Origin of the sequence: Streptomyces sp. NPDC050164 (assembly GCF_044459945.1) — a bacterium.
GTDB classification, from domain to species: Bacteria; Actinomycetota; Actinomycetes; order Streptomycetales; family Streptomycetaceae; genus Streptomyces; species Streptomyces coeruleorubidus_A.
This window is the reverse complement of sequence record NZ_JBITJK010000065.1, coordinates 1-12274: the sequence shown is the minus strand read 5'-3', so window position 1 is coordinate 12274 and position 12274 is coordinate 1. Positions and strand designations below refer to the sequence as shown.

Sequence of the window (12274 nt, the reverse complement as noted above, 5' to 3'; positions counted from 1 at the left end):
CACTCGGAGCAAACACGCCATGCCCGACGCCGCCTCCGCCCCTGCCCCCAAGCCACCGATCGAGGTGATCGCCGCGTCGCTACGGGCGGAACGCGTCCGGGCGGGGCTGTCCCTCACCGAGGTCGCCCGCCGGGCCGGGCTCGCCAAGTCCACGCTCTCCCAGCTGGAGTCGGGCACCGGGAATCCGAGTCTGGAAACTCTGTGGGCGCTCTGCGTGGCCCTGGAGATCCCCTTCTCGCGGCTTGTGGCCGTGGAGCGGCCGCGGGTGCAGGTGATCCGGGCGGGGGAAGGGCCGGCCGTCGGGTCCGAGCAGAACGACTACCGGGCCACGCTCCTCGCCGCGTCCCCGCCCGGGGTCCGGCGGGACGTCTACAGCATCGCCGCCGAGCCCGGGCCGCAGCGTTCCTCGGCGCCACACCCGCCCGGAGTCGTCGAGCACGTCGTGATCAGCGCGGGCCGGGCCCTGGTGGGCGTCGCCGACGAGCCGGTGGAACTCCGCCCGGGCGACTACGTCTGCTATCCGGCCGATGTCCCGCACGTCTTCCAGGCGCTGGAGCCCGGCACTCGCGCGGTACTCGTCTCCGAGCACCACTGAGCATCCACGGCTCCCCGTCTCCTGTAAGCGTTTCCGGTCGAACATCTTGCCGTTCCACCAGTATTGACGGGTACTCAGCTCGATGCTTCCATCGCAGCTGTGAAAACGCTTTAACCGCCGGGGCTTCCGGCCCTCGGTCGACGCGGCCGGCCCGAAGGAGACGAAGTTGTCATGCGCATGAGGTTTACCGCGACAGTCCTGGCCGTCTGCGCCACACTCACCGTCGCCGCCGCGGGCCCCACCCCGACGGTGAAGGCCGCGCGCGTGATGGAGAACCTCGGTCGCGGCGTCGTGGCCGTGCGCTCCAGCAGCACCCAGGTACTGGTCTCCTGGCGGCTGCTGGGGCTCGACCCGGAGGGCATCGGGTTCAACGTGTACCGGTCCACGGCCGGCGGCGCGTACGTGAAGCTCAACTCCGGTGTACTGACGGGCGGGACGAACTACACCGACTCCACGGCCGATCTCACACGCGCCAACAGCTACCGCGTGACCCCGGTCGTCGGCGGCCGGGAGCAGGCACCCAGCACTGCCTTCACGCTGTCGGCCGGCCATGCCGTGGAGCCCGTGGTGCGCGTGCCGTTACGGCCCGGCGGGGCGGTGAAGTTCGTCTGGGTCGGCGACCTCGACGGCGACGGCGAGTACGACTACGTCGTCGACCGGCAGACCTCCCCGCAGAAGCTGGAGGCGTACAGCGGGGACGGTGACTTCCTCTGGGAGGTCGACCTGGGTCCGAACAGCCGGAACCAGGACAACATCGAGCCGGGGTCGTCCGCGATCGACCTGGGCCACTGGGACGGTGTCACGGTCTACGACTTCGACAGCGACGGCCGTGCCGAGGTCGCCCTGCGGATCGCCGACGGGGTCAGGTTCGGCGACGGGACGACCTGGACGCACGAGAACGACGCTCGGCAGTTCATGGCCGTACTCGACGGCCGCACCGGAGCCCTGCGCAACTGGTCCGCCGTCCCCACGACGTATCTGGCGGACGGCCCGATGGCCGCACGCCTGGGGGTGGCGTATCTCAACGGCACCACGCCGAGCCTGGTCGCCTACATGAAGAACCGTCGGGACGACGGGGCCTTCAACCTGATGATGGGCGCCTGGAAGTTCGACGGCGACTCGCTGGACCGCCAGTGGACGTGGCAGCGCGGCGGCCAGGACGCACCCGACGGGCACAACACGCGCGCCGTCGACGTCGACGGCGACGGGACGGACGAGGTCGCCGAGATCGGGTTCGTGCTGGGCGGCAACGGCTCGCTGCGCTACTCGATGGGACCGAAGGGCATCGTCCACGGCGACCGCTTCCACATCGCCGACATGGATCCGAGCCGCCCGGGCCTGGAGGGCTACGGCGTGCAGCAGAACAACCCGAGCGGTCTGCTCGAGTACTACTACGACGCCGCGAACGGCAACGTGATCTGGCGGCACGGCGGCGGTCCCGCCGACGTCGGACGCGGCATGGCGGGTGACGTCGACCCGCGCTTGACCGGCATGGAGGTCTGGTCCTTCTCCGGCCTCTACAACGCGGCCACCAACCGGCTCGCCGAGCCGGACACCTCGCTGCGCCCCTGGCCGCAGCTGGGCCTGTGGTGGGACGGCGACCTCACCATGGAGCTGCTCAACGACGGCAAGATCGAGAAGTGGGACCCGGCCCGTCCGACGCCGAGCGGCAGCCTGCCCCGACTGGTCAGCACCTGGAACCACGGCGCGGTCAAGGCCGCCCAGGGCGGACCCACCCTCGTCGGCGACCTCTTCGGCGACTGGCGCGAGGAGGCCGTGTACACCAACGCGGCCCACGACGAGCTGATCGTCTTCACCACGAACCAGCCGACGACCCACCGGCTGTACACCCTGGCCCACAACCCCGCCTACCGGAACGCCATGACGTTCAAGGGCTACATGCAGTCCCACCACGTCGACTACTTCCTCGGAGCGGGAATGGCCAGGCCGCCCCGGCCGGACATCGTCTACGCGCCGTGAGAGGTGCGGCGGCCAGACGAGGAAGGCCGCGGGTCAGGCCGAGTGCTTGCGCGAGGCCGACTTCTTCGCGGGCGTCTTCTTCGCGGTGCTCTTCGCGGTGCTCTTCGACGCGGTCTTCTTCGTGCCCTGGCCGGACTTGGCGGTCGACTTCTTCGCGGATGCCGTGGTCTTCTTGGCCGCCGTCTTCTTCGCGGTGGACGCCGACTTCTTGCCGCCGGTCTGCTTGGGCGCCGCGCGGGCCGTCTTGCGCTGCGGGAGCGACTTGACCTCGGCGTGCTCGCCGGCCTCCTCGCCCCTGGACTCGCGGGCCGCGCGGACGCTGTCCTCCAGGGCCGCCATCAGGTCGAGGACCTTGCCGCCCGTGGCCGGCTCGGGGGCCTGCGGCAGGGCCTCGCCGGCGGCCTTCGCGGCGATGACCTCCTCCACCGCCTCGCGGTACTCGTCGTGCAGGTCCCCCAGGTCGACCTCGCCCAGAGTGTCCATCAGGGCGTCGGCCAGGTCCAGCTCCTTGTCCCGGACCGTGACGTTGGTGTCGGGGGCCACGCCCTCGGGGGCGCGGACCTCGTCCGGCCACAGCAGGCCGTGCATGGCGATGGCGTCTGAGACGACCCGGAGCATGCCCAGGCGTTCCCGGCCCCGCAGGGCGAACTTGGCGATCGCCACCTTGTTGCTGCGCTTCAGCGCCTCCCGCAGCAGGGTGTACGGCTTCGCCGCCGGGGCGCCGCTCGCCTGGAGGTAGTACGCGGCGTCCATCTGGAGCGGATCGATCCGGTCGCCCGGGACGAAGGCGACGATCTCGATCGTCTTGGCCGTCGGGATCGGCAGGCTGGACAGGTCCTCGTCGGTGATCGGGATGATCGTGCCGTCCGCGTCCTCGTAGCCCTTGCCGATCTCTTGCTGGGTGACCTCCCGGTCCTCCAGCTCGCAGACCTTGCGATAGCGGATGCGGCCGCCGTCCTCGGTGTGGATCTGGCGGAAGGAGATCGAGTGGCTCTCGGTGGCGTTCACCAGCTTGATCGGAATGCTGACCAGGCCGAAGGAGATGGCGCCGTTCCATATGGATCTCACGTGCAGCACCCTTCCGGTCACTCTCGGGAGTGTTTGTCACGATTCGCGTGGGATTCTTATCGTATGGCGCCTATCACAGAGGTGGAGGGACGACGGCTCCCGCTCAGCAATCTGGAGAAGGTGCTGTATCCCGCAACCGGCTTCACCAAGGGCGAGGTCCTGCACTACTACGCGACCGTCGCCGAGGTCCTGCTGCCCCATCTGCGCGATCGGGCGGTGTCCTTCCTGCGGTATCCGGACGGGCCGGACGGGCAGGTGTTCTTCACGAAGAACGTCCCGCCGGGTACGCCCGACTGGGTCACCACCGCCGAGGTGCCGCGGGTCGAGGGGCCCTCGCGGATGGTTCTGGTGCAGGACCTGCCGAGCCTGATGTGGGCGGCCAACCTCGTCACGGAGTTCCACACCCACCAGTGGCTCGTCGACTCGCCGGACGAGGCCGACCGCATCGTCTTCGACCTGGATCCGGGAGCGCCCGCGAGCATCGTGCAGTGCTGCGAGGTCGCGCTGTGGCTGCGGGAACGGCTCGCGGCGGACGGCTTCGAGGCCTACGCCAAGACCTCCGGGTCCAAGGGGCTGCATCTGCTCGCCGCCGTGCGCGGGGCGTCCTCCGAGCGGGTGTCCGAGTACGCCAAGGAGCTGGCCGTCGAGGCGGAGAAGGCCATGCCCCGGCTCGCGCTGCACCGGATGACCAGGAACCTACGGCCAGGGAAGGTCTTCGTCGACTGGAGCCAGAACGCCGCGCGCAAGACCACGGCGACCCCCTACACCCTCCGGGCCCGCCCCGAGCCGACCGTCTCGGCGCCCGTGACCTGGGAGGAGGTCAAGGAGTGCGGCTCCCCCGGGCGCCTGGACTTCCACGCCACCGACGTCGCACCCCGGATGCAGGACTACGGCGATCTGCTCGCGCCGCTCCTCGAAGCGGGCAGCGCGGGGCGGCTGCCTTAGCTGACCAGAGGCCTGACAGGACGCCCTGAGCCAAGGGCTTGGCGGCACGCCCTCACACCCGCGTCCAGGTGTTCCGGTCCCGGGCCATCGCGTGCAGGGCCTCCACGTCCGCCGGTTTCAGGACGCCGCCCTGGCGGGTCAGGGTCTGCACCTCCAGGTCCGTGAGGACCCGGACCTCGCGCGGTGCGGCCGGGACCGACACGGCCGTCGGGCCGACCAGGGCGAGGACGGGGCGGACCTCCGCCGTCAGGGCGTAGGAGGCACGGTCGGCGTCGGCGCGGACGCGGCGGAGCAGGGCGGCCGGTTCGCGGCGGCCCAGGGTGACCGTGGGGTCGGCGACCGTCACCCGCTGCTTGCGCGCGTACAGGGTGTGCAGGGCGAACAGCCCGCCGGGGCCGATCAGCAGGTGGTGGATGCGGCTGCCGCCGGGGAGCGGGACGGAGTGCACGGCGTGCCAGCCCGCGCCGTCCATACGGTCCAGGGCGTCCCCGACCGTCTGCTCCGCCTCCAGGGCCCGGCGGCGCGGGTCGGGGCGCAGCCGGCGGGCCGGGGCGGGGTCGCGGTCGAGGGCGACGAGGAGGGCCTCGCCGGGGCGGTTGGGGGCCAGGTCGTCGTCGGGGTGCAGGGTCAGACGGGCGAGCTCGGCGGGGGTCGGCACGGGGGGCGGCCCGACCGTCACCGGGCCGGTGATGAAGGGGCCGAGGGCCCGGAGGACGTCGTCCTCACGGTCCTCGCCCAGCAGGTTGACCCGGCCCGCCTCACGGTCGTACCAGGCGATGTTCCTGCCGTCCGGGAGGCAGACGTACAGCCGCTCCTGACCGTGCCGCCAGGTCGGTATGACGCGCAGTCCGTCCATGCATCATCACCCCAGTCCATGGGAACAGGCGGGGTGCTACGGGGGCAAGAACCCGGTTACCTTTGAGAGGAGTTGGGCGGTGATGCTGGGGAGGCGCCGTTGCGTACCCGCAGGAAACCCGATGTGCCGGCTCCGGAGAGTCCGTGGAGCGAGGTCGTCCCCGGGTTGTGGATGGGCGGCCACGAGTACGCCGGGGCCTTGGGCCATCCGGAGTTCGCCGTCGTACGGGACGAGTTCGACCTCGTGCAGACGCTGCTGCGGCTGCCAGGACACGGGCCCGATCCGGACGTCCGGCACCACGTCTGGCCCATACCCGACGGGCCGCTCGACGGGACGCAGCTCGCCGGCGTGATCCGGCTGGCCGAGGCCGCGTGCGAGGCGCTGGACGAGGGCCGCAAGGTGCTCGTCCGCTGTTACCACGGGTACAACCGCTCCGGCCTCGTCGTCGCGCACGCGCTGATGCGGCGGGGAAGCTCCGCCGACTCGGCGATCCGGCTGATCCGGGACCGCCGTTCGCCCTGGGCGCTGCACAACGAGCTGTTCGTCGAGTATCTGCGGGCCGGGCTGGCGACGGCCCGGCTGCTGGAGGAGCTCACCGAGTAGGGCGGCGACGGACTCCCTCGCGCGCAAATAGGACTTCCCTACGAATAAGGTGTACGGGGCCGACGGTCGGTCCGAGCCGTGTGATCACCCTCGAACCGCAGGAGTGCAGTGCCCGTCAGCCGCCCCGGAAGCCGCGTCGACAGCTTTTCCGGCCGCCCCGATGACCTTGCCGGGCACTCGGATGGCTTTTTCGGCCGCTCGAGTGGACCTTCCGGCCGCTCGAGTGGACCTTCCGGTGGTTCGAGTGGCCCTGTCCGCCGCCCCGACGGCATTCTCGGCCGTTCTGACAGACTTTCCGGCCGCCTCGGAAGCCGCCTCGGGCGGACGGGAAGCGTGCGGGGCGGGCCGGGAAGCCCGTCGGGCCGACCGGAAAGCCAGCCGGGCCGCTTGGGAAACCTGGTGGGCCGACTGGGAAACCTGGTGGGCCGAGCGGGACGCCTCCTCGACCGCCGGGAAAGCCTGGCGGACCGACCGGGCAGCCGGCCGGGTTGCCCGGAAAGCGTGACGGACCGACGAGGAAAACTCCCCGGGCAGCCGGGAAGCCTGCCGGGCCGACCGGAAAGCGGCCTCGGCCACTTCGGAGACTCACCCGGCCGCATCGGCAACCCGCCCGACCACCTCGGAAGCCGCCTCGGGCACCCCGGAACCCCGCCGAACCCACCGGAAAGCAGCCTCGCCCGCATCGGAGCCCTGCCCGGCCGCATCGGAAACCCGCCCGGCACCGACGGAAGCCGTCGCCGGAGGTCCGGGAAGGGCGTCCGGCGTGCCGCCGTCATCGGTCTCCTCTTGGCGACCGCCGTCGGGTGCGGGGACGCCGGTGGGCTGGAGGGTGCCGGTGCGACGCCTACGGCGGTCGGGCCGGCCCGGCTCTGGCCGGAGCTGACGCCGGCGTCCAGTCCGGCCTTCGAGATCGGTGAGGTGAACACCGAGGTGGTCAAGGGCGTCAAGGTCCCCGGCGACGACATCCGCCGGGTGGACCCGGTCGGGGTCGTCCGGGCCGAGATGGCCGCGAGCCCGGGCGACTACGACGGCGACAAGGCGCCCTACCGCGACACGAACCGCAGGATGGCCCACTGCGGCAAGGGCCCGGAGCACGGACGCTGCCCGGTTCTCAGGCCGTACTACCGGGACCTGACCGGCGACGGGCGCGACGACCTGGCGCTGGGCTTCCGGCTGCTGCCCGGCAAGACCACCGCCGTGCGCGTCTACACCGTCGAGAAGGACCGGCTCGTGCAGGTGATGGCCTGGGAGGACGCGCTGAGCGGTGTCGAGCTGGCCGGGCGTTCCCTCGTCATCCGCTCGCCGTCCGAGGTCGCGGGCTACGAGTACCGCCTCCAGTGGACCTGGGACCGGGACCAGCGGGCCATGCTCCTCACCCAGGACGAGATGCTGCACACCGGCCCGCGGAGCCACTCCCGGCACCCCTCCGCCGCGCCCTCCCCCGCCCCCTCCGTCTCCCCCTCGGCGAGCACCGGATGAGACCCACGCTCCCTCAGTGGTCCGGGACGCTCGCCGCGAAGGCCGCCGCCTTCATCACCGTGATGTGCTGCGCGCTGGCCGCCCTGCTCGGCGTCCTGGTGCACGTACAGGTGACGAACCAGACCGTCGGCCAGGCCCGCGACCAGGCGTTGCAGCGGCTGACGCAGGCGGCGGAGCGGTACGAGGCCGGGGACTCGCTCAAGCGTGGCGCCGGCGTGGATCCCCCGGGCCTGCCCCGGCCGCTGCGGAACCTGGCGGTCGCCGGGGACCGCGGCACGATGGTCGCCGAGCTCCAGGGGCAGCCCACGATGTGGGCGGCCGGGCCCGCCGACGGCGACCGGGCCCTGGCCGTGGCGGTCGACTACTCGCAGCAGGCCCGCACCATCGCGGGCCTGGACCGGGCGATCCTGTGGTCGTCGGGGCTGGCGATCGGGGCGACACTGCTGGTCGGCGCGTTCGCGGTGACGCGGGTGACGCGGCGGCTGCACACCACGGCGCTTGTGGCCCGGCGGATCAGCGCGGGCGACCTGGACGCGCGGGTGAACGACCCGCTTACGGACCCGCGTACGAAGGGCCCGGCGCGCCCGCAGGACGAGGTGGCCGCGGTCGCCGCCGCGCTGGACTCCATGGCGTCGTCCTTGCAGGGCAAGCTGCTCGCGGAGCAGCGGTTCACCGCGGATGTCGCGCACGAGCTGCGCACGCCGCTGACCGGGCTGCACGCGGCGGCCGAACTGCTGCCGCCGGGCCGCCCGACCGAGCTGGTGCGGGACCGGGTGGCGGCCCTGCGCACCCTCACCGAGGACCTGCTGGAGATCTCCCGGCTGGACACCGGCCGGGAGCGGCTGGAGCTGGACACCGAGTTGTTGGGGCCGTTGGCCGAGCGGGTGGTGCGGGGCGCGGGGAACGACACGCAGGTTTGGGTCGTACGGGATGCGGCCGTGGAGACGGACCGGCGGCGGCTGGAGCGGGTGCTGGGGAATCTCGTGGTGAACGCGCACAAGCACGGGCGGGGGCCGGTCGTGCTGACGGTGGACGGGCCGGTGGTCACCGTTCGGGACAACGGGGACGGTTTTCCGGAGTATCTGCTGGCGCACGGGCCGCAGCGGTTCCGTACGGAGGGCGGGGTCAAGGGGCATGGGCTGGGGTTGACCATCGCGCTGGGGCAGGCCGAGGTGTTGGGGGCGCGGCTGGAGTTCGCCAACGCCCCGGACGGTGGAGCGGTGGCGACCCTGAGACTGGCGGCGGAGTGAGAGCTCGGGGAGGTCGGGGCGCGTTCTCCCATGGCCCACTGTGACGGGCGGCGCCAGGAGGGCGCTCCTAACGTGGCGAATAGTCAGCTTCGGCACCTTCGCCCCCACATGGAGGCCCCCCCCCGTGTCTCTGCGCTCCCGCCTCTCCATAGCAACCGCCGCCGGACTCCTCGCCGCCGCGGCCGCCGTCACGCCCGCCGCAGCCGCGCACGACGACTGGGACCCGAGCGGCGGCAACGGGAACCACCACGGCCACCAAGACCCCAGCGGCGGCAACGGAAACCACCACGACCCGCGCCTCTACGAGGACGTCATCACGGCGAACACGCTGGCGCTGCGAGCGCCCCGAACCGCGGCTCGCAGATCATCCGGCACGCCCACAAGGGCGACATCGTCAGCATCTTCTGCAAGACCGGCGGCGAGACCGTCAACGGCAACCCCCTCTGGTACCTCCTCACGGACGGCACCTGGGCCTGGGGCGCGGCCCGCTACATCGACAACATCAGGCCCGCGCCACGCTGGTGCTGACATTCCATCCCCCAAAGGCACACAAGAGGCACTGTTTGGGTAAGTTCCGGACATGAGCAAGGCCGGAATCACCGTGGCGACGGCGGACCCGCCCGCGCCCTCCGTCCGCCGCCTCCCCCGGCGCCGGGGCATCGAACTCGCCCTCATCGTCCTGGCCGTACTGCTGTCCGTGTACGGCTACTGCGCCGTCGGCCTCGCCCGGCACGGCACCCTCCCGCCCGGTGCGGCCGGCTACGGCGCCGGGCTCGGCGTGCTCGCGCTGCTGGCGCATCTGGCCGTACGCCTGCGGGCCCCGCGCGCCGACCCGCTCCTCCTGCCCATCGGCGTGCTGCTCAACGGTCTCGGCCTGGTGCTCATCTACCGGCTCGACCTGGAGACCCCGGGCGACCGGGCGGCACCGGCGCAACTGATCTGGTCGACTCTCGGCGTGACGCTGTTCATCCTGGTCGTCCTGCTGCTGCGCGACCACCGGGTGCTCCAGCGCTACACGTACGTCTGTGTCGTCGCCGCGCTCGTGCTGCTCACCCTGCCGATCCTGTTCCCGGCGGTGAACGGCGCCCGCATCTGGATCCGGATCGCCGGGTTCTCCATCCAGCCGGGCGAGTTCGCGAAGGTGCTGCTGGCGGTGTTCTTCGCCGCGTACCTGGCCGCGAACCGCAACGCCCTCGCCTACACCGGCCGCCGCATCTGGAAACTCCGGCTCCCCACCGGCCGGGTCCTCGGCCCGATCGTCGCCGTCTGGCTGGTCAGCGTCGGCGTCCTGATCCTGGAGCGGGACCTCGGCACCTCCCTGCTCTTCTTCGGCCTCTTCGTCGTCCTCCTCTACGTCGCCACCGGCCGCACCGGCTGGATCGCCGTCGGTCTGCTGCTGGCCGCGCTGGGGGCGGTCGCCGTCGGCCGGCTGGAGCCGCATGTGCACAGCAGGATCGAGACGTGGCTGCACCCGTTCGCTTCCATCGAGGCGGGCGAGGGCCCGAACCAGCTCGCCCAGTCCCTGTTCGCCTTCGCGGAGGGTGGCATGCTCGGCACCGGCCTCGGACTCGGTCACTCGGCCCTCATCGGCTTCGCCGTGAAGTCGGACTTCATCCTGGCCACGGCGGGCGAGGAACTCGGCCTGGCGGGCCTGTCCGCGATCTTCCTCCTCTACGGCCTGCTGGTGGAGCGCGGCTACCGGGCCGGTCTCGCCGTGCGCGAGCCCTTCGGGCGACTGCTCGCCGTCGGCCTCGCCTCGCTCGTGGCGCTCCAGGTGTTCGTGATCGCGGGCGGGGTGACCGGCCTGATCCCGCTGACCGGCATGGCGATGCCGTTCCTCGCGCAAGGCGGCTCGTCGGTGGTGACCAACTGGGCGATCGTGGCGCTGCTGGTCCGTGTCAGCGACTCGGCACGCCGCCAGTACGACGGGCCGGGCACCCGGTGACGCGGCACATCCGGCACGCCGGCGTCTTCTGCGCCCTGCTGCTGGTGGCGCTGCTGCTGAACGCCGCCCGCGTCCAGGTCGTCCAGGCCCCCGAGTACGACCGCAGCCCCGCCAACCGCCGCCCCGACATCGCCCGTTACTCCGAGCCGCGCGGCGACATCCTGGTCGACGGCCGGCCCGTCACCGGCTCGAAGGACACCCGCGAGCACCTGCGCTACGAACGGACCTACACCGACGGCCCGTTGTACGCGCCGGTCACCGGTTTCGCCTCCCAGTTGTACGGAACGACGCTCCTGGAGCAGGCCGAGGACGGCACCCTGTCTGGCGCGCACCCGATGCTCGCGCCGTTCCCGCTGTGGAACGACTTCACGCGCGCACGCAGCCGCGGCGGCGACGTCGTGACGACCCTCGACCCGGCCGCACAACGGGCGGCGTACAAGGGACTCGCCGGGCGCAAGGGCGCGGTGGCGGCGCTGGAGCCGTCGACCGGCCGGATCCTGGCCCTGGTGTCCGCCCCGTCCTACGACCCCCAGCCGCTCTCCGGCAACGGGGCGGCGGCGACCAGGGCGTGGCGGCGGCTGAACGCCGACCGGGACCGCCCGATGCTCAACCGGGCGGTACGGCAGACGTATCCGCCGGGCTCGACCTTCAAGGTCGTCACCGCGGCCGCCGCGCTGGACGCCGGCGTGGTCAGGGACCTCGACGCGCCGACCGACTCCCCCGACCCGTACACCCTGCCCGGGACGCGGACCCGCCTGACGAACGCGTCCCGGGGCTGCCGGGACGCCTCCGTGCGCGAGGCCTTCACCCTCTCCTGCAACACGGTGTTCGCCAAGCTCGGCGTGGAGGTGGGTGTGACGGACATGACGGCCACGGCCCACGCCTTCGGCTTCAACGACTCGGCGCTCAGGGTCCCCTTCTCGGTGGCACGGTCCACCTTCGACACCTCGCTCGACAAGGCCCAGCTCGCCCTGTCGTCGATCGGCCAGTACAACACCCGCGCCACGCCGCTCCAGATGGCGATGGTCGCGGCGGCCGTCGCCAACGGCGGTCAGCTGCGGGAGCCGTACCTGGTGGAGCGCACGACGCGGCCGAGCGGCAGCACTCTCGCGACATCCAGCTCGCGCGCGGTCCGCCAGGCGATGTACCCCTCGACCGCGGTCCGGCTGCGCGCGCTGATGCGGGAGGTGGTCGAGAACGGCGGCGGACGCCGGGCCGCGATCCGGGGCGCCAAGGTCGGCGGCAAGACCGGCACCGCCCAGCACGGCCTCGGCAACTCGGGCATGCCGTACGCCTGGTTCGTCTCCTGGGCGCAGGGCGACCGCGACCTGGCGCCGCGGGTGGCTGTCGCGGTGGTCGTGGAGGACGCGGAGGCGGCGCGCGGGGACATCAGCGGGGGCGGCGACGCGGCGCCGATCGCGCGGGCGGTGATGGAGGCGGTGCTCAAGTCCCGCTAGCTGTGCTGATCGGACAGGTTGGTGACGCGGCTGGCTGGGGTTTGGCCGCCGATGCCGGTGTGGGGTCGGTGGTAGTTGTACCAGTCCAGCCAGTCG

11 protein-coding genes and 1 pseudogene are annotated in these 12274 nt (G+C 72.1%); 9 read left to right on the top strand and 3 right to left on the bottom strand.

The genetic code is table 11. The annotated features are described in order from the left end of the window. The first annotated feature begins 19 nt into the window (after window positions 1-19). Window positions 20-595 carry a helix-turn-helix domain-containing protein gene (locus tag ACIBNA_RS43295; RefSeq protein ID WP_399170867.1) on the top strand — a complete coding sequence of 192 codons (576 nt, stop codon included), beginning with the start codon at window positions 20-22 and terminating at the stop codon, window positions 593-595. A 171-nt stretch (window positions 596-766) separates the two neighbouring features. Then, window positions 767-2575, top strand: a complete 1809-nt coding sequence (locus ACIBNA_RS43290) for a hypothetical protein (RefSeq protein ID WP_399170866.1) — start codon at window positions 767-769, stop codon at window positions 2573-2575. 33 nt (window positions 2576-2608) lie between these two features. On the opposite strand, the gene ACIBNA_RS43285 is transcribed toward ACIBNA_RS43290, so the two are convergent. Further along, window positions 2609-3652, bottom strand: a complete 1044-nt coding sequence (locus ACIBNA_RS43285; protein ID WP_399170864.1) for a Ku protein — start codon at window positions 3650-3652, stop codon at window positions 2609-2611. Window positions 3653-3706: 54 nt separating this feature from the next. Here ACIBNA_RS43285 and ligD point away from each other — a divergent pair, with 54 nt between their 5' ends. Then, complete coding sequence (ligD, locus tag ACIBNA_RS43280; RefSeq protein ID WP_399170863.1) at window positions 3707-4588, top strand: non-homologous end-joining DNA ligase; 882 nt, start codon at window positions 3707-3709, stop codon at window positions 4586-4588. Between the two features lie 52 nt (window positions 4589-4640). Here the strand turns inward: ligD and ACIBNA_RS43275 are convergent, their stop codons facing one another. Beyond that, complete coding sequence (locus ACIBNA_RS43275; RefSeq protein WP_399170862.1) at window positions 4641-5444, bottom strand: nuclease-related domain-containing protein; 804 nt, start codon at window positions 5442-5444, stop codon at window positions 4641-4643. Between the two features lie 99 nt (window positions 5445-5543). On the opposite strand from ACIBNA_RS43275, the gene ACIBNA_RS43270 reads away from it, so the two are divergent. The 6 genes and pseudogenes from ACIBNA_RS43270 (at window position 5544) to ACIBNA_RS43245 (ending at window position 12178) form a co-directional block, all read left to right on the top strand. After that, window positions 5544-6047 carry a dual specificity protein phosphatase family protein gene (locus ACIBNA_RS43270; RefSeq protein ID WP_399170860.1) on the top strand — a complete coding sequence of 168 codons (504 nt, stop codon included), beginning with the start codon at window positions 5544-5546 and terminating at the stop codon, window positions 6045-6047. Window positions 6048-6749: 702 nt separating this feature from the next. Beyond that, window positions 6750-7526: a hypothetical protein gene (locus ACIBNA_RS43265; RefSeq protein ID WP_399170893.1), complete on the top strand. Its 777-nt coding sequence runs from the start codon at window positions 6750-6752 to the stop codon at window positions 7524-7526. Next, window positions 7523-8776: an ATP-binding protein gene (locus tag ACIBNA_RS43260; RefSeq protein ID WP_399170859.1), complete on the top strand. Its 1254-nt coding sequence runs from the start codon at window positions 7523-7525 to the stop codon at window positions 8774-8776. Before ACIBNA_RS43265 ends, ACIBNA_RS43260 begins: the two co-directional genes overlap by 4 nt. Before the next feature lie 124 nt (window positions 8777-8900). After that, window positions 8901-9304 (top strand): annotated as a pseudogene (locus ACIBNA_RS43255) (SH3 domain-containing protein). 52 nt (window positions 9305-9356) lie between these two features. Beyond that, window positions 9357-10721, top strand: coding sequence for an FtsW/RodA/SpoVE family cell cycle protein (locus ACIBNA_RS43250; protein ID WP_399170857.1), 1365 nt, complete (start codon window positions 9357-9359; stop codon window positions 10719-10721). Then, window positions 10718-12178, top strand: coding sequence for a penicillin-binding transpeptidase domain-containing protein (locus ACIBNA_RS43245; RefSeq protein ID WP_399170856.1), 1461 nt, complete (start codon window positions 10718-10720; stop codon window positions 12176-12178). Before ACIBNA_RS43250 ends, ACIBNA_RS43245 begins: the two co-directional genes overlap by 4 nt. On the opposite strand, the gene ACIBNA_RS43240 is transcribed toward ACIBNA_RS43245, so the two are convergent. Further along, the coding region (locus ACIBNA_RS43240) for an integrase core domain-containing protein (protein WP_399170892.1) at window positions 12175-12274 on the bottom strand (100 nt) is incomplete at its 5' end. The two genes, ACIBNA_RS43245 and ACIBNA_RS43240, sit on opposite strands and share 4 nt — an antisense overlap.

Bases quoted from the DNA above. Each gene is read 5' to 3' on its own strand.
- ligD (WP_399170863.1), top strand. From the start codon at position 3,707: ATGGCGCCTATCACAGAGGTGGAGGGACGACGGCTCCCGCTCAGCAAT.
- ACIBNA_RS43250 (WP_399170857.1), top strand. From the start codon at position 9,357: ATGAGCAAGGCCGGAATCACCGTGGCGACGGCGGACCCGCCCGCGCCC.
- ACIBNA_RS43295 (WP_399170867.1), top strand. From the start codon at position 20: ATGCCCGACGCCGCCTCCGCCCCTGCCCCCAAGCCACCGATCGAGGTG.
- ACIBNA_RS43275 (WP_399170862.1), bottom strand. From the start codon at position 5,444: ATGGACGGACTGCGCGTCATACCGACCTGGCGGCACGGTCAGGAGCGG.
- ACIBNA_RS43290 (WP_399170866.1), top strand. From the start codon at position 767: ATGCGCATGAGGTTTACCGCGACAGTCCTGGCCGTCTGCGCCACACTC.
- ACIBNA_RS43260 (WP_399170859.1), top strand. From the start codon at position 7,523: ATGAGACCCACGCTCCCTCAGTGGTCCGGGACGCTCGCCGCGAAGGCC.